The sequence below is a fragment of the Mycolicibacterium rutilum genome, assembly GCF_900108565.1.
GTDB classification, from domain to species: domain Bacteria; phylum Actinomycetota; class Actinomycetes; order Mycobacteriales; family Mycobacteriaceae; genus Mycobacterium; species Mycobacterium rutilum.
This window is the reverse complement of the sequence record NZ_LT629971.1, coordinates 1,896,113-1,918,542: the sequence shown is the minus strand read 5'-3', so window position 1 is coordinate 1,918,542 and position 22,430 is coordinate 1,896,113. Positions and strand designations below refer to the sequence as shown.

The following is a 22,430-nucleotide window of genomic DNA, read 5'->3' as shown; positions in this document are numbered from 1 at the left end:
GCTTCTACGAGGAAAACGACGGCGTCACAGCCGGGCCTTGACCGCGGCCGACAACCGGGCGCCGTCGGCCTTGCCCGCGGCGATCGCGGTCGCGGCCTTCATCACCAGACCCATCTGCTTGGGTCCCGGCCGCTCCCCGAGCTGTTCGGCCACCTGCGCGATGGCCGTGTCGGCGACGTCGGCCAGCTCGGCCTCGGTCAGCGGGGTCGGCAGGTACTCGTCGATGATCCTGGCTTCGGCGTGCTCATTGGCGGCCAGCTCGCCGCGACCGTTCTGCGTGTAGATCTCGGCGGACTCGCCGCGTTTCTTGGCCTCTCGAGCGAGCACCTTGAGCACATCTGCGTCGGTCAACTCCCGGGACTCCTTGCCCGAGACCTCCTCGTTGCGGATCGCGGTGAGCAGCATCCGCAGCGTGGCCGTGCGCAGCTTGTCCTGCGATTTCATCGCCGCCGTCAGGTCCGCCCGCAACCGTTCCTTGAGATCCGCCATGAGCCAAAGCTACGCCGCGCCCACGCGCCAGGGGCCTTCACCGACCCCCCGACGACGTTGTCAATTCGCACCGTCCTCGACAGGATGGTGCGCATGAGCACCGACGCCGGCGGGTCCGGTACCGCAGGCCCGCCGTCGCCGCACCCGCCGCCGGCCGGCTATCCCCCGGCGTACGGCTACGCGCCGCCCGGGTACGGACCGCCGCCGGGCTACGGACCGCCGCCCGGCTATGGCCCCCCGCCCGGTTACGGGCCGCCGCCCGGCTACGGCGGGTACGCGCCGTGGACGCCCCCGCCGCTCAAGCCCGGGATCATCCCGCTGCGCCCGCTGACACTGTCGGACATCTTCAACGGCGCGGTGGCCTACATCCGGGCCAACCCGAAGGCCACCCTCGGATTGACCACGATCGTCGTGGTGATCACCCAGCTGCTGGCGCTGCTGCTGTCCGTGGGACCGCTGGCCGCCGGCGGAGAGCTGACGCCGACGCTGACCGGCGAGCAGGTCTCGACCGGCGTGCTGATCAGCTCGTCGCTGTCGAGTCTGGCGGCCACCATCGCTACCGGGCTGGCGTCGATCCTGCTGAGCGGGTTGCTGACCGTGGTCGTCGGCAGGGCGGTGTTCGGTTCGGGCATCACGATCGGCGAAGCGTGGCAACGGCTTCGGGGCCGGCTGTGGGCGCTGATCGGCTTCACCGTCCTCGAGGTGCTCGCCGCGGTGCTGCTGATCGCGGTCGCGGTCGGGCTCATCTTCTGGGTTGCGTTCGCCGCGGGTGGGCTGGCCGCCGCGGTGATCGGGATTCCCTTGGTGGTGGCGACGATTGCCGCGCTGCTGTACTTCGGGACGATCCTGACCTTCACCCCGGCGATCATCGTGCTCGAACGGCTCGACATCATCAGCGCCGTGACTCGGTCGTTCAAACTGGTCAAGCGCGACTTCTGGCGGGTGCTGGGGATCCGGGTGCTGGCCCTGATCGTCGCGCAGCTGATCGCGAGCGCGGTCGCGATCCCGTTCAGCCTCGGTGGGCAGATCATGCTGCTCGCGGCGGAGACGACGTCACTGGCGCTGCTCGCGCTGGTGTTGTTGGCGGTCGGCGGGGCGATCAGCCAGATCATCACCGCGCCGTTCAGCGCCGGGGTGGTGGTGCTGCAGTACACCGACGGCCGGATTCGCAGCGAGGCGTTCGATCTGATACTTCAGACCGGTGCCGCCCACGGTCCCGCCGCCCCGTCCGACTCCACCGACCACCTCTGGCTGACCCGACCCAACTGACGTGCCTCCGATAGACATCGACGGCGATGCCGCTCACGACGCAGCGCAACGCGAACTCGCCAAGCCGATCTACCCCAAGGCGTCGCTGACCGACCAGCTCAGCGACTGGATCGACGACCTGATCTACCGCCTGGCCTCGCAGGGCGCGACGGTGCCCGGCGGCTGGTTGACGATCTCGGTGCTGGGCGTGCTGCTGGTGCTCGCCGTACTGATCGCGATCCGTACCGCGCGCCGCGCCGTGCGGACCAGCCGCGGCCGGGACCCCGCGTTGTTCGACACGCACACCATGACCGCCGCCGAGCACCGCCGCGCCGCCGAGCGGTCCGCCGCCGACGGCGACTGGGCCGCAGCGATCCGACACCGGCTGCGCGCCGTCGCGCGTCGCCTCGAGGAGACCGGCGTGCTCGACCCGGTGCCCGGCCGCACCGCCACCGAACTCGCGCGCGACGCCGGCCGCGAGCTGCCGCACCTCGGCACCGATTTGACCACGGCGGCAACTGCTTTCAACGACGTCACCTACGGCGAGCGGCCGGGCACCGAGTCCGCCTACCGAGCCATCGCAGACCTCGACGAACACCTGGGTGCGCGCGCCCCGGCCGCGGACCCGGACGTGCCCGCGCCCGCGGCGCCCGCGGCATGGGCGGAGGTGCGATGAGCACGCGCGGCGACACCGCCGTCGGCCCGACCGCCCGGCAACGCTGGCGCAGCGCCCGCTGGGTGCTGCTCGGGCTGGCCGTCATCGTCGGATTAGGCGCTGTCACAGCCTATTTCACCGCGCCACGGCCCGGCGGGCACCTGGATCCCACCGCCACCTCCCCCAACGGGGCGCGCGCGCTCATCACACTGCTGCGCGAGCAGGGTGTGGACGTCGTCGAAGCACCCGATGTCGCGGCGGTGGAGGCGGCCGCCCAGCCCGACACGCTGCTGATCGTCGCGCAGACCTATCACCTCGTCGACGAGGCGATCCTGGCGCGCATCGGCGCGCTGCCGGGCAACCGCCTTCTCGTCGAACCGATGTCGCGGACCCGCGAAGCGCTGGCGCCGCACCTGAAGATGGGCGCCGGGGCCGTGTTCGGCGGCGGCGGACGCCCGGACTGCGACCTGCGCGAGGCGGTGCGCGCCGGTGCGGTGCAGTTCGGCGGCGCCGACGCCTACGAGGCCGCCGACGAAACCCCGCTCACCCGTTGCTACGGGGGCGCCCTGGTCCGGTACACCGCCGACGGCCGCGACGTGACCGTCGTCGGCAACTCCGAATTCATGACCAACGGCGGGCTGCTCAAGGAGGGCAACGCCGCGCTGGCGCTGAACCTGGCCGGCACCAACCCCCGGATGATCTGGTACGCACCGCAATTCACCGAGGGCGCCGCCGAGGGCGGTGCCACGCTGACCGACCTGGTGCCCGACCAGGTCACCTGGCTGCTGTGGCAGTTGGTCGTGGTGGTGGCGCTGCTGGCCGCATGGAAGGTGCGGCGGGTCGGCCCGCTGGTCGCCGAGCGGCTGCCCGTGGTGGTGCGGGCCTCGGAGACCGTGGAGGGCCGCGGCCGGCTGTACCGGTCCCGACGCGCCCGCGACAGCGCCGCCGACGCCCTGCGCGCCGCCGCGCTGCAGCGGTTGACGCCCCGGCTGGGCCTGGGCGCCAACGCCGATGCCGCCGCCGTCGCCGTCGCGGTCAGCGCACACTGCGGCATCGACCAGCAGACCGTGACACACACCCTGTTCGGTCCGCCGCCCGCCGACGACACCGAACTCGTCCACCTCGCACGTGAACTCGACAACATCGAAAGGCAGGTCGCACAGTCGTGACAGAGCCAGAGCCCAGTAAGCCGGCCGAAGACCAGGACGCAGCGCGGACCGCGTTGTTGGCACTGCGCGACGAGATCGCCAAGGCCGTCGTCGGCCAGGACGCGGTGGTCAGCGGGCTGGTCATCGCGCTGCTGTGCCGCGGCCACGTTCTCCTCGAGGGAGTACCGGGCGTCGCCAAGACCCTGCTGGTGCGGACGCTGGCCGCAGCGCTGCAACTGGACTTCAAGCGGGTGCAGTTCACCCCGGACCTGATGCCCGGCGACGTCACCGGTTCGCTCATCTACGACGCGCGCACCGCCGAGTTCGAGTTCCGGTCCGGCCCGGTGTTCACCAACCTGCTGCTGGCCGACGAGATCAACCGGACACCGCCGAAAACGCAGGCGGCGCTGCTGGAGGCGATGGAGGAACGTCAGGTCAGCGTGGAGGGCGAGGCGCGTCCGCTGCCCGAACCGTTCATCGTGGCCGCCACCCAGAACCCGATCGAGTACGAGGGCACCTATCAGCTCCCCGAGGCGCAGCTGGACCGCTTCCTGCTCAAGCTGCACGTGCCGCTGCCCACCCGCGAACAGGAGGTCGCGATCCTCGATCGGCACGCCAACGGGTTCGATCCGCGGGATCTGTCCACCGTGACGTCGGTCGCGGGCGCCGACGAGCTCAACGCCGGCCGCGAGGCGGTCCAGCAGGTGCTGGTCGGCGAGGAGGTGCTCGGTTACATCGTCGATCTGGTTGTCGCGACCCGGAATTCGCCGTCGCTGCAGCTGGGTGTCTCGCCGCGCGGGGCGACCGCGCTGCTGGGCACTGCCCGCTCCTGGGCGTGGCTGTCGGGCCGCAACTACGTCACGCCCGACGACGTCAAGGCGATGGCACGGCCGACGTTGCGGCACCGGATCCAACTGCGGCCCGAGGCCGAACTCGAGGGCGCCACGCCCGACGGCGTACTCGACGGCATCCTCGCGGCAGTGCCGGTGCCGCAGTAGTGGTCCTCACCGGACGTGCCGCGCTGATCGCCGGGCTCTGCGTCCTGCCGATCGCGGTGTCGCCCTGGCCGGCAACGACTTTCGTCGTCCTGCTGGCCGGACTGGTGGTGCTCGCCGGATTCGACGCGGCCCTGGCCGGCAGCACCAGGCGGCTGACCTTCACCCGGTCCGGCGACGTCACCGCGCGGCTGGGTCAGCGCGTCGATGCGGTGCTGCAGGTCGAGAACACCGGATCGCGGCGGCTGCGGGGCGTCGTGCGCGACGCGTGGCCGCCCAGCGCCCGCGCCGAGCCCCGCACCCATCCGGTCAAAGTGGCTGCCGGACAACGGGTTCAGTTGATCACCATCCTGCATCCCGTGCGGCGCGGTGATCAGGAGTCGGCGCTGATCACCGTGCGCTCACTCGGCCCGCTCGGCATCGCGGGACGGCAGCGGTCACACCGGGTGCCGTGGCAGGTGCGGATCCTGCCGCCGTTCCTGTCGCGTAAGCACCTGCCGTCGCGGCTGGCGCGGCTGCGGGAACTCGAAGGCACGACGCCGCTCCTGATCCGCGGGCAGGGCACCGAGTTCGACTCGTTGCGCGAGTACGTGATCGGCGACGACGTCCGCTCGATCGACTGGCGCGCCTCGGCACGCCGGGCCGACGTGGTGGTCCGGACGTGGCGCCCCGAACGGGATCAACGCGTGGTGATCGTGCTCGACACCGGCCGGACCTCGGCGGGTCGCGTCGGGGTCGACCCGACCGCCGTCGATCCGTCCGGGTGGCCGCGGCTGGACTGGTCGATGGACGCCGCCCTGCTGCTGGCGGCACTGGCGTCGCGCGCCGGTGACCACGTCGATCTCCTGGCCCACGACCGCGAGCTGCGGGCCGGGGTCGTCAACGCGTCCCGCACCGAACTGCTCACCCGCCTGGTCGAGGCGATGGCGCCGATCGAGCCCGCGCTCATCGAATCCGACGCCGGCGCAATGGTCGCCGCGGTGCAGCGCCGGGTGCGACGGCACGCCCTGGTGGTGCTGTTGACCGACCTCAACGCCTCGTCGCTCGACGAGGGGCTGATGACGGTGCTCGGCCAGCTGACCGCCAAGCACACCGTGCTCATCGCGGCCGTGGCCGACCCCAGAGTGGCCGCGCTCGCCGCGGGCCGGGCCGACGCTGCGCAGGTGTATGACGCGGGCGCGGCCGAACGGACCCGCAACGAACGCGCGGAGATCGCGGCGCGGCTGCGGCGACGCGGCGTCGATGTCGTCGACGCCGCACCGGAGGACCTCGCGCCGGCGCTGGCCGATCACTACCTGGCGTTGAAGGCGGCCGGGCGGCTCTAACGCGTCGGCACGACGTCCGGTGCGTCCTCGAGATCCCCGGATTCGCCGGCCCGCACCGCGCGCCTGCCGAAGTGGAACACGTACACCAGGAAGCCGATCTCGGCGGCCACCCCGATCGCGATCCGGGCGGCGGTCGGCAGCGGTGACGGCGTGACGAGCGCCTCGATCAGTCCCGACACCAACAGCATCGCGACCAGCCCGCCGGCCACCGCCGCGATGGCGCGGCCCTCCTCGGCCAGGGCCTGACTGCGCGGCCGGTGCCCGGGCGAGATCACCGTCCACCCCAGCCGCATGCCCGCGCCGGCGGCGACGAACACGGCGGTCAGCTCGAGCAGCCCGTGCGGGATGATGAGACCGAGAAAGATGTCGCCCTTGCCCGCGCCGAACATCAGGCCCGCGTTAACCCCGAGATTGGCGGCGTTCTGCAGCAGAATGTACGGGATCGGGATGCCGAGCAGCACCGCAAACCCCAAGCACAGCAACGACACCCACGCGTTGTTCGTCCACACCTGCAACGCGAACGATGCCGCGGGGTGCTCGCTGTAGTACGAGGCGAAGTCATTGTTGACCAGTTGGTCGATCTCGTCGGGGGTGCCGATCGTGGCGCGCACCTCCGGGCTGCCTGCCACCCACACCGCGATCACCGCCGACAGCACCAGGAACACCACACCCGTGCTCAGCCACCACCACCGGGCGCGGTAGGCGACCACCGGGAAGCCCACCGTCCAGAACCGGACGAACTCGCGCCACAGCGGCGCGTGCGCACCGGTGACCGCCGAGCGCGCCTGCGCCACCAGGCCCGAGAGCCTGCCGACGAGCACCCCGTCGGTCGAGTTGGTGCGCACCACCGACAGGTGCGTCGAGACCCGCTGATACAGGTCGACCAGCTCGTCGACCTCCGCCCCGGTGAGGTGCTTGCGCCGCTTGATCAGCGCTTCGAGCCGATCCCAGGTGGGGCGGTGCGTCAGCACGAACGCGTCGACATCCACGCCTCGCGATCCTAGTAGCGTGGACGCTTATGGTCCGCGAGCAAGAACCCGTGGTGACCGGTGACGCGGTGGTCCTCGACATCCAGATCGCCCAACTGCCGGTCCGCGCGGTGGCAGCGCTGATCGACGTCACGGTCATCGCGCTGCTGTACGTGATCGGGTTGCTGCTCTACACGCTGACGCTCACCCAGTTCGACACCGCACTGTCGGCCGCGATCCTGACCATCTTCACCGCGCTCGCCGTGCTGGGCTATCCGCTGATCTTCGAGACCGCCACCCGCGGCCGGTCACTGGGCAAGATGGCGATGGGATTGCGGGTGGTGTCCGAGGACGGCGGTCCAGAACGGTTCCGCCAGGCCTTCTTTCGCGCACTTGCCGGTGTGGTGGAGATCTGGCTGCTCACCGGCGGGCCGGCGGTGATCTGCAGCCTGCTCTCCCCCAAAGGCAAACGCCTCGGCGACATCTTCGCCGGCACCGTCGTGATCAGCGAACGCGCGCCACGGATGCCCGCTCCGCCGCCGATGCCGCCGCACCTGGCCTGGTGGGCGTCGTCGCTGCAACTGTCGGGGCTGCGCCCCGAGCAGGCCGAGTTGGCGCGCCAATTCCTCACCCGCGCGGCCCAATTGGATCCGGTGGTGCGGGATCAGATGGCCTACCGGATCACCTCCGAGGTCATCGCGCAGATCTCCCCGCCGCCACCACCGGGGACACCGCCGCAGCTGGTGCTCGCCGCCGTGCTGGCCGAGCGGCACCGCCGGGAGTTGGCCCGGCTCCAGCCGCCCGCCGCGCCACCGCCACCGCCGCCGGGGCAGCCGGTGCCAGCGCCCACCCCGCACACGTCCGGCGGGTTCGCCCCGCCCGGCTGAGTCAGCGCACGCGGCGGTACAGCGTGATCGACACCGCCGACAGCCAGGCCCACACCAGTACGACCGCCGCGGTGAACACCAGAACCGCTGCCGCGCCGCCGGATCCGGACGACAGGCCGATGAAGCTCGCCGCGAACACGGCCCCGGTGACCCGGGAGAACCACGCCCACGCCGTGTCCCCGCGCTGCGTGAACCACCCGCCGATGACGAAGCACGCCGCGATCAGCGCGGCGAATCCCACTGCGGCGACGGCAAAGTGGGCCAGCCCGTGCCAGCTGACCTCACCCATACCCGGCGGTGTGCCGGGCGGAAAGCCGTCAGACGGGTCGGCACGGAAGACGCCGGCGCCCATGAGCGCCACCCCGTAGACCGCCAGCAGTGCCCCCCGCCCATGCCGATCTGCGTCCCGCACCGAGTGCCCGGCGGACCCCGACGGCGGCGGCGACCGTCATCGCGCCCGTGACAAGGAAGTTGGCGACTTGAATCCACCCCAGCGTGCCGTTGGCGAGTTGACTGACCGCGTGGCGCGTGGGGTCGTAGCCGGCGCGGGTGGACATCTGCGCGGCGGCGACCACCACGTAGATCGGTCCGGCGATCACGCCGTATCCGAGCAGGGACTTCGTCACGCGGACGGCCAACGGCGGGCAGTCAGTCGTCGTCATGGCCGACCCTCTCGTCAGAATCAAACTGGACGGTACAGTACCCGCACCGAAACTAGACTGTCCAGTACTGAGCGGAGGTGGAGATGACGGAGGCAGTGCTAGGACGGTCGGCCCGGAAACGGGCGACGATCCTGGAGGCGGGCAGAACGCTGTTCCTGCGCAGCGGCTACCAGGGCACGAGCATGGACCAGGTCGCCGCCATGGCAGAGGTGTCCAAGCAGACCGTCTACAAGCACTTCGGGGACAAACAGGAACTGCTGCGGGCGATCGTCGACGACGCGGTCGCCGGCACGGTCGCGCCGATCGTCGGCCGGATCGCGGCGCTGGCCGACACCGACGACCTCGAGCCCGACCTCACCGCGCTGGGGTCGGACTATCTGCGCGCGGTGCTGCAGCCGCCCGTCGTGCAGCTGCGCCGGCTGATCGTGGCCGAGGCCAACCGACTCCCCGAGTTGGCGCGCCAGTACCACCAGCAGGCGCCCGCCCGCACACTCGCGGCATGGGCCGAGGCGCTGGGCAAGCTGCACGACCGGGGACTGTTGCGGGTGCCCGATCCGGATGTGGCCGCCGATCAGCTGGCGTTCCTCATCGTCGGCCGGTGGATCGACCAGGCGCTGTTCTACGGCGGGCCCGACGTGCTGGCCGACCTCGATGTCGAGCGCACGGTCCGCGCCGCGGTGTCGGTGTTCCTCGCCGCATACCGCACGCCGGCGCGGTGATCCGCCGGCTCACCGCAGCTGCACGCCCACGGTCATCAGCACGGCCCCGAGCGCACCGGCAGCGGTCCGCGCGTGGTTCCACGCCGACCACGTCGACAGGTATGCGCTCCATTCCCTGGCCATGTCGTCGGCCGACAGGCGGGTGAGGTCCAGGCCTTCGAGGTGGTTGTTGAGCGGCACGTTGAACGCCACGGTGATCACCGCGGCGAGTAGCGCGAGCGCCGCGCCGACCAGCACCCACACCGCACCTGGCTGCCCCAGTCTGGTCAGCGCGAAGCCGCCGGCCACCACGGCGAGGACGGCGGCGCCGAAGTAGGCCAACAGAAATGCCGCGTTGGTGTTCGCCTCGGTGTTGATCCCGCGCATCGCGGTCAGGGCGGACACCGGGCCGGTGCGGTCCAGGCCGCGCATCGCGAACGTGGAGAAGACGTACATCATCCCGGCGGCCGCGGCGACGGCGAGGGCGGCCAGCGACGTGACGGTGGCGAAGAGGTTGCTGTTCATGTCATCCAGTGAAGTGCTCGCCGGCGCCGCGGACCATCGCTGTCCGTCCCGGCCGCATACGCGAGCGTCTGCGGTTAGGCTCGCCCCGTGGACGCCGTGGTGGGTCTGCTCGACGGGGTACGCGCCCGCGGGGCGTTCGTGCTGCGGATGATGATGGATCCGCCGTGGGCGATGAGCGTCCGCGACGACGCACCGCTGACCGTGATCTGCCAGACGCACGGCAGCGCCGCGCTCATCGGCGAATCCACCGGCACCACTTGGCTACACGCGGGCGACGTGGCCCTGACCCGCGGCACCCAGCGCTATGTCTACGCCGACGATCCGGCCACCCCACCGATGGTCGTCATCCATCCCGGCCAGCGCTGCACGACGGTGTCGGGCGAGTCGCTCGCCATCGAGATGGCACTCGGGGTCCGCACGTGGGGCAACAGCCGCCGCGGCAGCACGCGATCGGTGATCTGCGCCTACGAGGGCCGCAGCGAGGTCAGCGCGCGACTGCTCGACGCGCTACCCCAGGTGGTCGTCATCCGCGCCGACGAGTGGGACTGCCCGCTGGTGGGGCTGCTCAGCGAGGAGGCCGGTTACGACGGTGCGGGGCAAGAGGTTTACCTCGACCGGCTGCTAGACGTGCTGCTGGTCGCGGCACTGCGGACCTGGTTCGGCCGCGACGGTAACGCGCCCGCATGGTGGCATGCCGAGCGCGACCCGATCGTCGGTCCGGCGCTCAAACTCATCTACAACAACCCGGCGCATCCGTGGACTGTCGCGAATCTCGCTGCCGCCGTTGGCTCGTCGCGCGCAGTGCTGGCGCGCCGGTTCACGGATCAGGTCGGTGAACCCCCGATCGCATTCCTCACCGGCTGGCGGCTGGCGATGGCGGCCGACCTGCTCGCCTCCGGCGAGGCGACGATCACGGCGGTCGCCCGGCAGGTCGGCTACCGCACGCCGTTCGCGCTGAGCAGTGCGTTCAAACGCGCCTACGGTGTCAGCCCGAATGGCTACCGGGCGGGCATCCGCTCAGCCGGCGATCCAGTTTCCGTGGAAGCCGTACGGGACGCGTTGCGGTAGTTGGATTCTCGTTACCGGCGGGCCTGCGAAATCGGCGGCGTCGATGATCACCAGGTCGCTGCCGTCGCGCACCGGGTCGTAGACGTAGCCGAGGTACCAGCCGCTGCTCTCGTCGGCCGGTCCCGACGCGGACGGCACGAACACCGCCTCGCCCGGGCCGCCTGCGGCGTCCGCCGGTCCGAAGCCGTGCTCGACGGCGTCGCCGGTGCTCAGGTCGTAGCGCAGCAGCTTCCCGTCGCCGACGGCCACCGAGTAGCGCGCGGGCAGCGTCGCCAACCGGTCGTCGATGCGCGGGAACTCGACGGCGCGATCATCGAGCTGACGCTCACTGACCCGTCCGGTGGCCAGGTCGATCGTCCACGTCCACAGCACACCGTCGGCCTCGAAACCGCTGGTGCCGCGCCACAGTTCGGGATAGCGGACCGCCTGCAGCACCACGCTGTTGTCTGCTTCGTAGGCGTTGGCGACGTGGAACACGTAACACGGGTCGATGTCGAACCAACGAACCTCGCCGAACGGGTCGTCGCGGCGCAGTAGCCCGAAGCGGGCGCCGTAGTCGTCGTCCCACCGGTAGGGCATGTCCCGTTCGCCGGTCATCGCGATGTCGAGGTCGAACACGATCGGCAGGTCCATGAAGATCACGTACGACGGGGTCAGCGCGAAGTCGTGCATCATCGTCAACTTGGGCACGTCGAGCGGCCGGTTGACGGTCAGCTCGCCATTGGCGTCGGCGCGGTGATAGGTGACGTGCGGCGTGAAGATGTTGCCGTAGCCGAAGAAGTGCAGTTCGCCGGTCGTCGGGCAGATCTTCGGATGTGCGGTCATCGAGTCGACGAGCTTGCCGCCGAAGTCGTAGGCGCCGACGGTTTCCAGGTCGTTGGTGATCTCGTACGGCAGCGACGACTCGACCAGCGCCAGCGTCTTGCCGGCGTGGTTGACGACGTGGGTGTTGGCGACGCTGGCCCGCAGGTTGCGGGTTCCGTCGGCGTTGTAGAGCGGGAACGGGTCGATGAAGCTGTCGGTGCGGACCCAGCGGTTGCGGTACCAGCGGGCGCGGCCGCCCTCGATCCGCACGCCGTGGATCATCCCGTCGCCGGTGAACCAGTGTGCGGTGGCCTGCCGCGGGTTGGGTCCGTTGCGCAGGTACCAGCCGTCGAGGTCGGCGGGGATGGCGCCCTGCACCGGCAGGTCGTGGGCGGTCAGCTCATCGGCGACCGGCGCGTAGTTGCCGGTCTGGAAGAACTGATCGGTGCCGAACAGCGTGGAATCCGAGGTCTCGGTCATGATGGCTCCTCACGTCGATAGGTCGACACTGACATGTCATCAGTGACATGTCAAGAGTGGAGCTATCATCACGTGGTGAGTTTGCGAATCGCCGCACTCGGCCTGCTGGCGCAGCAGCCGGGCAGCGGATACGACCTGCTGCGATACTTCGAGCAGTCGATGGCGAACGTCTGGCCGGCAACCCAAAGCCAGCTCTACAGCGAGCTGAACAAGCTCGCCGACGGCGGGCTGATCGAGGTCTCGGCAGTCGGCCCCCGCGGCCGCAAGGAGTACCGGATCACCGAGACCGGTCGTGCCGAACTGCGGCGATGGGTGACCGATCCGACCGACGACCCACCGTTTCGCAGCCCGCGCCTGCTGCGCATCTTCCTGCTCGGCGAGGTCTCCGCCGACCAGGCGCGAGAGCACCTCGCGGCGATGGCCGACCACGCGGACGCCGAGGTCGCCCGCCTCCAGACCCTGCGCGACGAGATCACCGGCAAGGACCCCGACGACGGCTTGTTCTACGGGTTGGCGGCGCTCGACTACGGCCTGCGCCTGAACGCGATGGAAGCCGAGTGGGCACGCTCGGTCATCGACGCGATCGGCCGCCGAAACTTCGATGCGGAAAAAGTGTCAGACCCGACCTAGCCCGCTGCTCCTACTCATGTAACGGCCCACCGGGGGCCGTGCCAACGAGAAGGAGCAACACCATGAAGCGCAAACTGACGGCATCGATCCTCGCAGGCGTCACCGCGGTCCTCGCGGCACCGGCCTTGGCACTCACGGGCGCCGGAACGGCCCACGCGGCGTCCACGATCAACACCAGCAGCGACGCGTTCGGCGTCACCGTCCAGATCAACTCCACCGGCAGCGAGGGGCTGTGCTTCTACAGCGCCGAACCGTGGTTCGGATGGCAGACCGTCAAGCCGCTGCCGGTCTACAAGGTGCCGTTCCACCTGCAGGCCAACCAGTCTCACAACCTGTGGTTTCCAGGTGTCCAGACCGGCACGACGTGGAAGGCGAAGGTCGAGTGCCCCGTCGGCGGCACGGACTACTTCAACCCGATCTACTGATCGACCTTGCGTCGCGATAGTCTCCGATATATCGTCAACGTATCGGAGACACATCACGTGTTTCCTCTCGAACGAAGGAAACAGACATGACCAACCCATTCACCCCGCCGCCCGGCGGCTTCGGCCCCGGTGGCTTCACCCCGTTCGACCGGCGGGCGATGCACCAACAGCGTCGCCACGCCCGGCGCGAACTGCGCCACACCATGCGTGAGCAGTTCCGCCAGCAGGCGCCCGGCGCCGGGTTCGGACCTGGCTTCGGCTCTGGTTTCGGACCCGGGCGGGGCTTCGAGTTCGGCTTCGACCCGCGCATGTTTGGGACCGGCGGGCCGCGCGGACACCGGCGCGGCGGTCGGGGCCGCGGCCGCCGCGGCGACGTGCGCGCCGCCCTCCTGCGCCTGCTCGCCGAACGGCCGATGCACGGCTACGAGATGATCCAGGAGATCGCCGAGCGCAGCCAGAACCTGTGGCGGCCCAGCCCCGGATCGATCTACCCCACGTTGCAGCTACTCGTCGACGAAGGTCTGGCGGTGAGCAGCGAAGCCGAGGGCAGCAAAAAGCTATTCGAGCTCACCGAGGACGGCCGCGCCGCGGCGGAGAAGATCGAGACCCCGCCGTGGGAGGAAATCACCGACAATCTCAAAGACGAGGCGCCCGGCCACGCCAACCTGCGCAGCGCCGTCGGACAGCTGATGGGCGCCGTCGCGCAATCAACGTTCGCCGCCACCGAGGAGCAACAGCAGCGCATCGTCGACATCGTCAACAACGCCCGCCGCGAGATCTACGGAATCCTCGGCGAATCCGAATAGTCGGCAGACCGGAATAAGCCCGGCGCGGAAGGCGTACGCATTGAGCATGCAGACCTTCCCGCTGGGCTCATTTCACGTCGGCCGCGTCGGCTTCGGCGCCATGCAACTGCCCGGTCCGGGCGTCTTCGGGCCACCCCGCGACCGTGACCAGGCGCTCGCCGTGTTGCGCCGGGTGATCGAGCTCGGGATCAACCACATCGACACCGCGCAGTTCTACGGCCCGAACGTGGCCAACGAGCTGATCCGCGAGGCGCTGCACCCGTATCCGGCCGACCTCGCGCTGGTCAGCAAGGTGGGTGGGCGTCGTGACGACGCCGGCGCCTGGCTGGGCGCCCAGCAGCCCGACGAGCTGCGGGCCGGCATCGAGGAGAACCTGCGCACCCTCGACACCGACCGGCTGGCGGCGGTCAACCTGCGGATCCACTCAGGTGATCCCACCGCGGTGGCGCCGGTGGACCGCGAACTGTTCGACCGGCAGCTGACCGTGATGATCAAGGCCCGCGACGAGGGCCTCATCGGCGGCATCGGGCTCTCGGGTGTCGGCCTCGACCATCTGCGAATAGCGTTGGACCGCACCGAGATCGCGTGCGTGCAGAACGCCTACAACCTGGCCGACCGGTCCGCGCAGCCCGTGCTGGACGCGTGCGTCGAGCGCGGCATCGCGTTCGTACCGTTCTTCCCGCTGGGTTCGGCGCTCTCGCCGGACAATCCGGTGCTCGGCCATCCCGCGGTCAAGGCCGAGGCCGAACGGCTCGGCCGCACCCCGGCGCAGGTAGCGCTGGCGTGGACGCTGTCGGTCGCACCGAACGTGCTGCTGATCCCGGGGACGTCGTCGGTGCGTCACCTCGAGGAGAACACCGCCGTCGCCGACATCGAACTCGGCGACGAGTTCCTGGCCTCGGTGGGTTAGTCGACGTCGACCCAGTCCAGCGTCCGCTCGACCGCCTTACGCCAACCGGCATAGGCGAATTGGCGTTGCTCCTCGGTCCAGTCCGGTGACCAGCGTTTGTCTTCCTGCCAATTGGCGCGCAGGTCGTCGGTGTTCTCCCAGAACCCGACCGCCAGGCCGGCCGCGTACGCCGCGCCCAGCGCCGTCGTCTCGGCGACCACGGGCTTGACGACGTCGACGCCGAGCACATCGGCCTGAATCTGCATGCACAGATCGTTGGCGGTGATCCCGCCGTCGACCTTCAGCACCTCCATGTGCACGCCCGAGTCGGCCTCCATCGCGTCGACGACGTCGCGGCTCTGATAGCAGATGGCCTCCAGCGTCGCGCGGGCCAGGTGGGCGTTGGTGTTGTACCGCGAGAGCCCGACGATCGCACCGCGGGCATCCGAACGCCAGTACGGCGCAAACAATCCTGAGAAGGCAGGCACGAAGTACACACCGCCGTTGTCGGGGACCTGCCGCGCCAGCGCCTCACTCTGCGACGCGCCGCTGATGATGCCCAACTGGTCGCGCAGCCACTGCACGGCCGATCCGGTGACGGCGATCGAACCTTCCAGCGCGTAAACGGGTTTCGCATCCCCGAACTGGTAGCACAGCGTGGTCAGCAGACCGTTCTGGGAGCGGACGATCTTCTCGCCGGTGTTGAGCAGCAGGAAGTTGCCGGTGCCGTAGGTGTTCTTGGCTTCGCCGGCCTCCAGGCACACCTGCCCGACCATCGCCGCCTGCTGGTCGCCGAGGATCCCGGTCAGCGGCACCTCCCCCGCGACGGGCCCGTCCTCACGCGTCATCCCGTACGGCTCCGGACACGACGACGGCCTGATCTCGGGCAGCATCTGACGCGGAATCCCGAAGAACCCCAACAGCTCGTCGTCCCAGTCGAGCGTCTCGAGGTTCATCAGCATGGTGCGGCTGGCGTTGGTGACGTCGGTGACATGCACCCCGCCCCGCGTGCCGCCGGTGAGATTCCACAACACCCACGAGTCCGGCGTGCCGAACAACGCGTCCCCGTTCTCGGCGTCGCGGCGTACCCCGTCGACGTTCTCCAGGATCCACTGCAGCTTGCCGCCGGAGAAGTACGTCGCGGGCGGCAGCCCGGCCTTCTGGCGGATGACGTCGCCGCGGCCGTCGCGATCCAGTGCCGAGGCGATGCGGTCGGTGCGGGTGTCCTGCCACACGATCGCGTTGTAGTAGGGCCGCCCGGTCCGCTTGTTCCACACCAGCGCCGTCTCCCGCTGGTTGGTGACGCCGAGCGCGGCCAGGTCGGTGGCCGACAGGTTCGTCTTGTTCAGCGCCGACATGATCACCGCCGCGGTGCGTTCCCAGATCTCGACGGGGTTGTGTTCGACCCAGCCCGCCTTGGGCAGGATCTGCTCGTGCTCGAGTTGGTGGCGGCCGACCTCGGCGCCGCCGTGGTCGAAGATCATGCACCGGGTGCTCGTGGTGCCCTGGTCGATCGCGGCAACGAAATCGGCCACTTGGTCTCCCCTCGTGTCGGCAGTCCGTCGTCCATCATGGACCACATGGCCCAGTCGCTGATCGACATCAACCGTATGCCGCGCGGCGGGCCCGACGCGTCCTGCCTGGACCGGCTGCTGGAAACCGACCGGCTCGAGTACCTCGACCGCGACGACGTCGACCAGCGGGTCAAGACCAGCGTGATCCGCGCGCTGGAGTGGACCGGCGAACGGTTCGGCAACACCGAGCGGTTCGCCGAGGTGGCCCTGGCGGAGGTGGCCGACGTCGCGGACCCGCGCATCCTGGAACTCGGCGCCGGGCACGGCGGGCTGTCCCGCAAGCTGCTCGACTGGCACCCGACGGCGTCGCTGACGGTCACCGACGTCGACGAGGAATCGGTGGCGGCAATGGCCGCCGGTGAACTCGGCGAGCACCCCCGGGTGACCGTGCGACAGATGGACGCCACCGCGATCGACGCCGCCGACGGGGCCTTCGACCTCGCGGTGTTCGCCTTGTCGTTTCACCACCTGGCGCCGGCACAGGCGGCGCGCGTGTTCGCCGAGGGCACGCGGGTGGCCGCCACGCTGGTGATCATCGATCTGCCCCGGCCAACGTCGCCGCTACACCTGGTGCGGCTGGCGACGATGCTGCCGTTCGCCCCGCTGCTGCCGTTCGTCCACGACGGGGTGATCAGCTCGTTGCGCACCTACAGCCCGTCGGCGCTGCGGGCACTGGCCGAATACGCCGACCCCGCCATCGAGCTCGACCTGCGCAGCGGCCTGCTCAGTCCTCAGGTCGTGGTGGCGCGCCGCGGCGACGCGGCGGCATCTCTGCCGAAAGGCCAACGCTGATAACCGAACTCGATGAGGGCATCGAGCACGTCGTACAGGCCCGGGTGCCGGACCAGCAGGGTCCCAATCATCCTCACGGACAGGGTGGTACCCGCCTCGACGCCCGTCAAACCTGTTGCGGGCGGGGACGCGTCAGCCGGTGCAGCAGCCAAGCGGCCGGGATCGTCATCGCCAGGGTCAGGGTGAACAGCACCACGACCGATCCGGTGTACAGCGGCCAACCCAGTATCGACACCATCACGATCTCCATCACGATGACGTGCAACAGGAAGATCTCATAGGAGATTTCGCCGAGCCACACCATCAGCCGGCTGCTCAGCATCCGGGAGAACACGCCGGTGTCGCCCAGCGCCAGTGGCGCGACGACGAGGGTGGCGACCGTCGCGTACAACATCACCTTGGCGACGTCCTGCACGAGATCGAGTGCGGGCGCGTCGATTCGCCCACCGATCGGAGTCGACACCACCAGGTACGCCACCACCGCGACCGGCACCGCGACCACCGCATAGCACCGAAAACCTATGTGCGACAGCACAGTGAGCGTCATCCCGCCGACGAACCACACCAGGTAATGCGGCAGCCACAGTCCCGCCCCGGTGGGCAGCCAGTCGGTCGTGTGCAGGACGATCAGCCACAGCGGGCTCAGCGCGCCGAGCACCGCCAACCCGGCCAGCACCATCGACGGCCGCCAGCGACGCCGACACAGCAACACCAGCAGCAGATACGCCAACACGGGCAGCGCCGCGTAGAACGCCACCTCCACGGCCAGGCTCCACATCTGGGTCAGGCCCTGGTGCAGGTAGGCGGCGAAGTAGTCCGCGCTGTAGATCTGGGTGAGCGTGAGGTGGCGTGCCAGCCCGGCCCAGCTGTGCCCCGGATTGGGAGTGATCTCGCGGACCTCGTAGAGCGCGAAGGCCAGCAGTACCGTCACCACGTAGGCCGGCATGATTCGGCGCACCCGGTTGCGGGCGTAGCGGCGCACCCGCGGCGGCGCGGTCCCGGTGGCCGTCGCCCGCACCCACCCGTTGAACAACAGGAACCCCGACAGCACGAAGAAGATCGCGACGCCGATCTCCATGCGGGCGAACATCATTCCGAGGTAGCCCCGGTGATACGCCCCGGTGCCGTAGGCGGCGTGGGTGCCCATCACCAGCAGCGCGGCGACGGCACGGACCCCGGTCAGCGACGCGACCCGGTCGGCCCGCGAAACCTGTTCGAGCCCACCCTGGTCGACGTCGTCCGGCGACGAACTCACCCGGCCAGTATGCCGGTCGGCCGCCGCGCTAAGTGGCCATCACCACGCGCTCGTCGGGCACGCAATGGGTCATCTTCAACCCCTCGACATTTCGGGGTCCGTTCTTGCCCAGGTGCTGCCTGCGGCGCTCCTCGTCTTCGGACAGCGTCTGCGACTTGAGCGGTTCGAGATCACGAACGTCGTCGACCGAGATGCCCAGGCCTTCCCCGACCCGCTGGCCGAGTTCGTCGTCGCACATGAAGAAGTGCCACACCATCCGCTCCTGCACCTCGCGGGTGGCCTCGCCGATGTTGGTGACGAAATTCTTCACCAGATCGTCCTTCTCCCACTGATCCATCAGCTGATAGCGCTGACCGGCCTGCTCGTAGTCGTTGGTGCGTGGAATCCGCTTTCTGGTGATCCGGCCGCTGAACTCCGGTCCGTACTCGTCGGCGGTGGGGGCTTCGGCTTCACGCAGGCCTCCGGTGATCGACGGTTCGTAGTTGACGTGCGGGTTGGCGCCGACGTTATCGACGCCGTACTGCATCTGCCCGCCCTGCTGATTGGTCGAAACCCTGGCGTTCTTGGGCTGGTTGACCGGCAGTTGCAGGTAATTCGGCCCGACCCGGTAGCGCTGGGTGTCCGAATAGGAGAACGTCCGTCCGATCAGCATCTTGTCCTCGGAGAAATCCATGCCGTCCACCAACACACCGGTGCCCAATGCCAACTGCTCGTTGTCGTTGAAGAAATTGTCGACGTTGCGGTTCAACACCATTCGGCCGACGAGCTTGGGCGGGAAGTCGTTCTCCGGCCAGACCTTGGTGTCGTCGAGCGGGTCCCAGTCCAGTTCGGGATGCTCGTCGTCGCTCATGATCTGGACGAGCAGTTCCCACTCGGGATACTCGCCGCGCTCGATCGACTCGTAAAGATCTTTGGTGGCGCTGCCCAGTTCGGTGGCCTGGATCGCCGCCGCGTCGGCCTCGGTCAGGCTCTTGACGCCGGCCTTGGGCATCCAGTGGTACTTGACCAGATGCGTCTGTCCCTCGGCGTTCACCCACCGGTAGGTGTTGACCCCGAAACCCTGCATGGTGCGGTAGTTGGCCGGGATACCCCGCGGTGAGAACAGGTTCACGATCATGTGCATGCACTCAGGGGTCTGCGACATGAAGTCGAAGATGCGCGCCGGCTCCTGATGGTGGGTGACCGGATCAGGTTTGAGCGAGTGAATGACATCGGGGAACTTGATCGCGTCGCGGATGAAGAAGACGGCCAGGTTGTTTCCGACGAGGTCCCAATTGCCGTCCTCGGTGTAGAACTTCACCGCGAACCCGCGCGGGTCGCGGGCCACCTCCGACGAGTCGCGACCGCCGATCACTGTCGAGAACCGGATCGCCAGATCCGTGCGCTTGCCCTCGGTGTTGAACAGCTTGGCGCGGGTGTAGCGTTCGATCGGCTCGTCGCCCCACTTGCCGGTCGCCTCGAAGTACCCGAACGCGACTGCACCACGCGCGTGCACCACCCGCTCCGGAATGCGTTCCCGGTCGAAGTGGCTCATCTTCTCCAGGAAGTGGTAGTTCTCCATCGTGGCCGGCCCGCGCGCGCCGACTGACCGCTGGTTCTGGTTGTCGTAGATCGGGTGGCCCTGACGGTCGGTGAGCACGTCGCGGGTGTCGTCGGGGTCGGGCGGGATCGAGGAGACGTCGGTCATCAGGAGTCCTTCCGGATTGTCGTCGAACTCCCGCGCCTACCCCGCCTGCCGCGATCTAAACGACCGCCGAGGAGCCCCGCTCGAGTTCGACGATCCGGTCGGCCAGCCCGCGCCGCTTCATCTCCGCGACGAAATCCGACAGCGGGGACGCGAACACGCCGTAGTCGTCGAAATGCACGGGGATCATCCGCGGCAGGTTCAGCAGTTCGACGACGTCGGCGCCCTGCTGCCCGTCCATGGTGACGGTCAACCCGAACGGCAGATGCTTGCCGAACGGCAACCGGGTACCGCCCAGGTGCAGCACGCCGACATCGATGGACTCGAATCGCACTGGGATCTCGCGCAGTTCGTCGACGAACAGGGTGTCGCCCGAGACATAGAGCCGGCGCCTTGCGGTCCCGTTGGTGAACTCGATCATGCTGCCCATCACGGGCGGCAGGAACCGGTTCACCGGCGTCGGCGCGTGGCGGCCGGGCAGCGCGGTGACGGTGACGGTCACCTCGCCCTTCGTGATGGTGTGGTGCTGCCAGGTTTCGAGCGCCAGCGTCTTGCCGAACCCGCGGTGGCCGAGGCGTTTGGCGGCGTGCGGCGTGGTCAGGATCGGCAGCGCATGGTCGAGCCGGCTCTGGGTCACGCGGTCCCAGTGATCGCCGTGCATGTGCGACAGCACGACCGCGTCAAGCGCCGGCAGCTGGTCGATGTCGAGTGCGGGGCCCTTCAGTCGTCTGGACAGCAGCCCGTAGCCGAGATACGCGTGCTGGCCCTCGTGCAGGAAGTTCGGGTCGGTCAGCAGCGTGATGCCGCCGCCGGAGATCAGGGTGGTGGCGTTGCCGATGAAGGTGACGGTGACGTCCATCGTGTGGGACTACCCGCGCCGCCCGGGTTCATGCGAGTACCCACAATGTCGGGTGCAATCCCGCACGCTCGCCGACAATGGGCTCGTGGGCGAGGAACTGAAGGGCACCGAGTTCAGCGGTGCGCACCGCCGCGAGTACCGCCGCAAGGTTCAGCAGTGCCTCGACGTGTTCGAGACGATGCTGGCCCAGTCGAGCTTCGACTTCGAGCGGCCGCTGACCGGTATGGAAATCGAGTGCAATCTCGTCGACTCCGCCTACCAGCCGGCCATGAGCAACGCCGAGGTGCTGCAGGCGATCGCCGACCCGGCCTATCAGACCGAATTGGGTGCCTACAACATCGAATTCAACGTGCCGCCGCGCCGGCTGCCCGGCCGAGCGGCGCTCGAACTGGAGACCGAGGTACGCGCGAGCCTCAACGCGGCCGAGGACAAGGCCAACCGGCACGATGCACACATCGTGATGATCGGCATCCTGCCGACGCTGATGCCCGAGCACCTGGCGGGCCGGTGGATGAGCGAGTCGATCCGCTATCAGGCGCTCAACGATTCGATCTTCACCGCCCGCGGCGAGGACATCCAGATCGACATCGCCGGTCCGGAGCCGTTGAGCCTGCAGACCGAGTCGATCGCCCCGGAGTCCGCGTGCACGAGCATGCAGCTACACCTGCAGGTCTCGCCCGCCGAGTTCGCGCAGAACTGGAACGCCGCGCAGGTGCTGGCGGGCCCGCAGCTCGCGGTCGGCGCGAACTCGCCGTACTTCTTCGGGCACGAACTGTGGGCCGAGACCCGCATCGAACTGTTCACCCAGGCCACCGACACCCGGCCCGACGAACTCAAGGCGCAGGGGGTGCGCCCGCGGGTGTGGTTCGGGGAACGGTGGATCACCTCGATCTTCGATCTGTTCGAGGAGAACGTCCGCTACTTCCCGTCGCTGCTGCCCGAACTCTCCGACGAGGACCCGCTCCGTGAACTGGCCGAGGGCCGCACCCCCAAACTCGCCGAACTGCGGCTGCACAACGGCACGATCTACCGCTGGAACCGGCCGGTCTACGACGTCGTGAACGGCCGTCCGCATCTGCGGGTGGAGAACCGGGTGCTGCCCGCGGGCCCCACCGTCGTCGACATGATGGCCAACGCCGCGTTCTACTACGGCGTGCTGCGTACCTTGTCCGAGGAGGACCGCCCGCTGTGGACGAAGATGAGCTTCGCCGCGGCCAAACACAATTTCCTCGAAGCGGCCCAGCACGGCATGAACGCGCGGATGTACTGGCCCGGACTGGGCGAGGTCACCCCTGACGAGCTGGTGCTCCGGCAGCTGCTACCGATGGCAGAGGAGGGCCTGCGCCGCTGGGAGGTGTCCGGCGAGGTGCGCGACCGCTACCTGGGGGTGATCGAGGGGCGCGCCAAGACCGGCCGCAACGGCGCCTCGTGGCAGGTGGAGACGGTGCACGCGCTGCAGGAGGGTGGGCTGGCGCGGCCCGCCGCCCTGGCCGAGATGCTGCGCCGCTACGGCGAGCGGATGCACAGCAACGAGCCGGTGCACACCTGGGACGGCTGAGCCGTC

At 69.2% G+C, this 22,430-nt stretch carries 22 protein-coding genes and 1 pseudogene; 14 read left to right on the top strand and 9 right to left on the bottom strand.

Annotated elements, in window-relative coordinates:
- Positions 1-24: 24 nt before the first annotated feature.
- Positions 25-489, bottom strand: coding sequence for a GatB/YqeY domain-containing protein (locus BLW81_RS09285; protein WP_083406911.1), 465 nt, complete (start codon positions 487-489; stop codon positions 25-27).
- A 93-nt stretch (positions 490-582) separates the two neighbouring features.
- Between BLW81_RS09285 and BLW81_RS09280 the strand changes: the two genes are divergently transcribed.
- Genes BLW81_RS09280 through BLW81_RS09260 form a run of 5 tightly spaced genes read left to right on the top strand, consistent with a single transcriptional unit; the run spans position 583 to position 5,860 of the window.
- The gene (locus BLW81_RS09280; RefSeq protein ID WP_173839590.1) at positions 583-1,758 is read left to right on the top strand and encodes a DUF7847 domain-containing protein; all 1,176 of its coding nucleotides are present in this window, start codon (positions 583-585) and stop codon (positions 1,756-1,758) included.
- Position 1,759: 1 nt separating this feature from the next.
- Positions 1,760-2,413: a DUF4129 domain-containing protein gene (locus BLW81_RS09275; protein WP_083406909.1), complete on the top strand. Its 654-nt coding sequence runs from the start codon at positions 1,760-1,762 to the stop codon at positions 2,411-2,413.
- A complete protein-coding gene (locus BLW81_RS09270; protein WP_083410418.1) occupies positions 2,410-3,561 on the top strand; it encodes a DUF4350 domain-containing protein in 1,152 nt (383 codons plus the stop codon). Before BLW81_RS09275 ends, BLW81_RS09270 begins: the two co-directional genes overlap by 4 nt.
- Positions 3,558-4,538, top strand: a complete 981-nt coding sequence (locus tag BLW81_RS09265; RefSeq protein WP_083406908.1) for an AAA family ATPase — start codon at positions 3,558-3,560, stop codon at positions 4,536-4,538. The genes BLW81_RS09270 and BLW81_RS09265 overlap by 4 nt, the downstream gene beginning before the upstream one ends.
- Entirely contained in the window at positions 4,538-5,860 is a 1,323-nt protein-coding gene (locus BLW81_RS09260) for a DUF58 domain-containing protein (protein ID WP_083406907.1), read from the top strand. Before BLW81_RS09265 ends, BLW81_RS09260 begins: the two co-directional genes overlap by 1 nt.
- Here BLW81_RS09260 and BLW81_RS09255 read toward each other — a convergent pair.
- Entirely contained in the window at positions 5,857-6,849 is a 993-nt protein-coding gene (locus BLW81_RS09255) for a stage II sporulation protein M (RefSeq protein WP_083406906.1), read from the bottom strand. The two genes, BLW81_RS09260 and BLW81_RS09255, sit on opposite strands and share 4 nt — an antisense overlap.
- 29 nt (positions 6,850-6,878) lie before the next feature.
- On the opposite strand from BLW81_RS09255, the gene BLW81_RS09250 reads away from it, so the two are divergent.
- A complete protein-coding gene (locus BLW81_RS09250; RefSeq protein ID WP_083406905.1) occupies positions 6,879-7,715 on the top strand; it encodes an RDD family protein in 837 nt (278 codons plus the stop codon).
- A 1-nt stretch (position 7,716) separates the two neighbouring features.
- Here the strand turns inward: BLW81_RS09250 and BLW81_RS09245 are convergent.
- Positions 7,717-8,272: pseudogene (locus tag BLW81_RS09245) on the bottom strand (DUF998 domain-containing protein).
- 188 nt (positions 8,273-8,460) lie between these two features.
- Here BLW81_RS09245 and BLW81_RS09240 point away from each other — a divergent pair.
- Positions 8,461-9,096 (top strand): TetR/AcrR family transcriptional regulator, encoded by a 636-nt coding sequence (locus BLW81_RS09240; protein WP_083410417.1) that lies wholly within the window; start codon positions 8,461-8,463, stop codon positions 9,094-9,096.
- 9 nt (positions 9,097-9,105) lie between these two features.
- Here BLW81_RS09240 and BLW81_RS09235 read toward each other — a convergent pair whose 3' ends face one another.
- The gene (locus BLW81_RS09235; RefSeq protein WP_083406904.1) at positions 9,106-9,600 is read right to left on the bottom strand and encodes an anthrone oxygenase family protein; all 495 of its coding nucleotides are present in this window, start codon (positions 9,598-9,600) and stop codon (positions 9,106-9,108) included.
- A gap of 87 nt (positions 9,601-9,687) precedes the next feature.
- Here BLW81_RS09235 and BLW81_RS09230 point away from each other — a divergent pair, with 87 nt between their 5' ends.
- The gene (locus BLW81_RS09230) at positions 9,688-10,668 is read left to right on the top strand and encodes an AraC family transcriptional regulator (protein WP_083406903.1); all 981 of its coding nucleotides are present in this window, start codon (positions 9,688-9,690) and stop codon (positions 10,666-10,668) included.
- Here the strand turns inward: BLW81_RS09230 and BLW81_RS09225 are convergent.
- The gene (locus BLW81_RS09225) at positions 10,618-11,952 is read right to left on the bottom strand and encodes a carotenoid oxygenase family protein (RefSeq protein WP_083406902.1); all 1,335 of its coding nucleotides are present in this window, start codon (positions 11,950-11,952) and stop codon (positions 10,618-10,620) included. The two genes, BLW81_RS09230 and BLW81_RS09225, sit on opposite strands and share 51 nt — an antisense overlap.
- 75 nt (positions 11,953-12,027) lie before the next feature.
- Between BLW81_RS09225 and BLW81_RS09220 the strand changes: the two genes are divergently transcribed.
- The 4 genes from BLW81_RS09220 (at position 12,028) to BLW81_RS09205 (ending at position 14,723) form a co-directional block, all read left to right on the top strand.
- On the top strand, positions 12,028-12,582 hold the full coding sequence (locus tag BLW81_RS09220; RefSeq protein ID WP_157897638.1) for a PadR family transcriptional regulator: 555 nt from the start codon (positions 12,028-12,030) through the stop codon (positions 12,580-12,582).
- Between the two features lie 62 nt (positions 12,583-12,644).
- On the top strand, positions 12,645-13,007 hold the full coding sequence (locus BLW81_RS09215; RefSeq protein ID WP_083406900.1) for a hypothetical protein: 363 nt from the start codon (positions 12,645-12,647) through the stop codon (positions 13,005-13,007).
- Positions 13,008-13,093: 86 nt separating this feature from the next.
- Positions 13,094-13,813 carry a PadR family transcriptional regulator gene (locus tag BLW81_RS09210; protein ID WP_083406899.1) on the top strand — a complete coding sequence of 240 codons (720 nt, stop codon included), beginning with the start codon at positions 13,094-13,096 and terminating at the stop codon, positions 13,811-13,813.
- 46 nt (positions 13,814-13,859) lie between these two features.
- The gene (locus BLW81_RS09205) at positions 13,860-14,723 is read left to right on the top strand and encodes an oxidoreductase (protein ID WP_083406898.1); all 864 of its coding nucleotides are present in this window, start codon (positions 13,860-13,862) and stop codon (positions 14,721-14,723) included.
- Here the strand turns inward: BLW81_RS09205 and glpK are convergent.
- Complete coding sequence (gene glpK, locus BLW81_RS09200) at positions 14,720-16,237, bottom strand: glycerol kinase GlpK (protein WP_083406897.1); 1,518 nt, start codon at positions 16,235-16,237, stop codon at positions 14,720-14,722. The genes BLW81_RS09205 and glpK overlap by 4 nt on opposite strands.
- A 36-nt stretch (positions 16,238-16,273) precedes the next feature.
- On the opposite strand from glpK, the gene BLW81_RS09195 reads away from it, so the two are divergent.
- Complete coding sequence (locus BLW81_RS09195; RefSeq protein ID WP_157897637.1) at positions 16,274-17,068, top strand: class I SAM-dependent methyltransferase; 795 nt, start codon at positions 16,274-16,276, stop codon at positions 17,066-17,068.
- A gap of 106 nt (positions 17,069-17,174) precedes the next feature.
- Here the strand turns inward: BLW81_RS09195 and BLW81_RS09190 are convergent, their stop codons facing one another.
- From BLW81_RS09190 to BLW81_RS09180, 3 genes are read right to left on the bottom strand one after another with little or no spacing between them, the layout of a single operon-like run.
- Entirely contained in the window at positions 17,175-18,323 is a 1,149-nt protein-coding gene (locus BLW81_RS09190; RefSeq protein WP_083406896.1) for an acyltransferase family protein, read from the bottom strand.
- 28 nt (positions 18,324-18,351) lie between these two features.
- On the bottom strand, positions 18,352-20,010 hold the full coding sequence (locus tag BLW81_RS09185) for a catalase (protein ID WP_083406895.1): 1,659 nt from the start codon (positions 20,008-20,010) through the stop codon (positions 18,352-18,354).
- A gap of 55 nt (positions 20,011-20,065) precedes the next feature.
- Positions 20,066-20,866 (bottom strand): MBL fold metallo-hydrolase, encoded by an 801-nt coding sequence (locus BLW81_RS09180; protein ID WP_083406894.1) that lies wholly within the window; start codon positions 20,864-20,866, stop codon positions 20,066-20,068.
- 85 nt (positions 20,867-20,951) lie between these two features.
- Here BLW81_RS09180 and BLW81_RS09175 point away from each other — a divergent pair, with 85 nt between their 5' ends.
- Complete coding sequence (locus BLW81_RS09175; RefSeq protein ID WP_083406893.1) at positions 20,952-22,424, top strand: glutamate-cysteine ligase family protein; 1,473 nt, start codon at positions 20,952-20,954, stop codon at positions 22,422-22,424.
- Positions 22,425-22,430: the final 6 nt, after the last annotated feature.

Coding starts and splice junctions, on each gene's coding strand:
- BLW81_RS09285 (WP_083406911.1), bottom strand. CDS start 489: ATGGCGGATCTCAAGGAACGGTTGCGGGCGGACCTGACGGCGGCGATG.
- BLW81_RS09280 (WP_173839590.1), top strand. CDS start 583: ATGAGCACCGACGCCGGCGGGTCCGGTACCGCAGGCCCGCCGTCGCCG.
- BLW81_RS09270 (WP_083410418.1), top strand. CDS start 2,410: ATGAGCACGCGCGGCGACACCGCCGTCGGCCCGACCGCCCGGCAACGC.
- BLW81_RS09250 (WP_083406905.1), top strand. CDS start 6,879: ATGGTCCGCGAGCAAGAACCCGTGGTGACCGGTGACGCGGTGGTCCTC.
- BLW81_RS09240 (WP_083410417.1), top strand. CDS start 8,461: ATGACGGAGGCAGTGCTAGGACGGTCGGCCCGGAAACGGGCGACGATC.
- BLW81_RS09235 (WP_083406904.1), bottom strand. CDS start 9,600: ATGAACAGCAACCTCTTCGCCACCGTCACGTCGCTGGCCGCCCTCGCC.
- BLW81_RS09225 (WP_083406902.1), bottom strand. CDS start 11,952: ATGACCGAGACCTCGGATTCCACGCTGTTCGGCACCGATCAGTTCTTC.
- BLW81_RS09215 (WP_083406900.1), top strand. CDS start 12,645: ATGAAGCGCAAACTGACGGCATCGATCCTCGCAGGCGTCACCGCGGTC.
- BLW81_RS09210 (WP_083406899.1), top strand. CDS start 13,094: ATGACCAACCCATTCACCCCGCCGCCCGGCGGCTTCGGCCCCGGTGGC.
- BLW81_RS09205 (WP_083406898.1), top strand. CDS start 13,860: ATGCAGACCTTCCCGCTGGGCTCATTTCACGTCGGCCGCGTCGGCTTC.
- BLW81_RS09195 (WP_157897637.1), top strand. CDS start 16,274: ATGGACCACATGGCCCAGTCGCTGATCGACATCAACCGTATGCCGCGC.
- BLW81_RS09185 (WP_083406895.1), bottom strand. CDS start 20,010: ATGACCGACGTCTCCTCGATCCCGCCCGACCCCGACGACACCCGCGAC.
- BLW81_RS09180 (WP_083406894.1), bottom strand. CDS start 20,866: ATGGACGTCACCGTCACCTTCATCGGCAACGCCACCACCCTGATCTCC.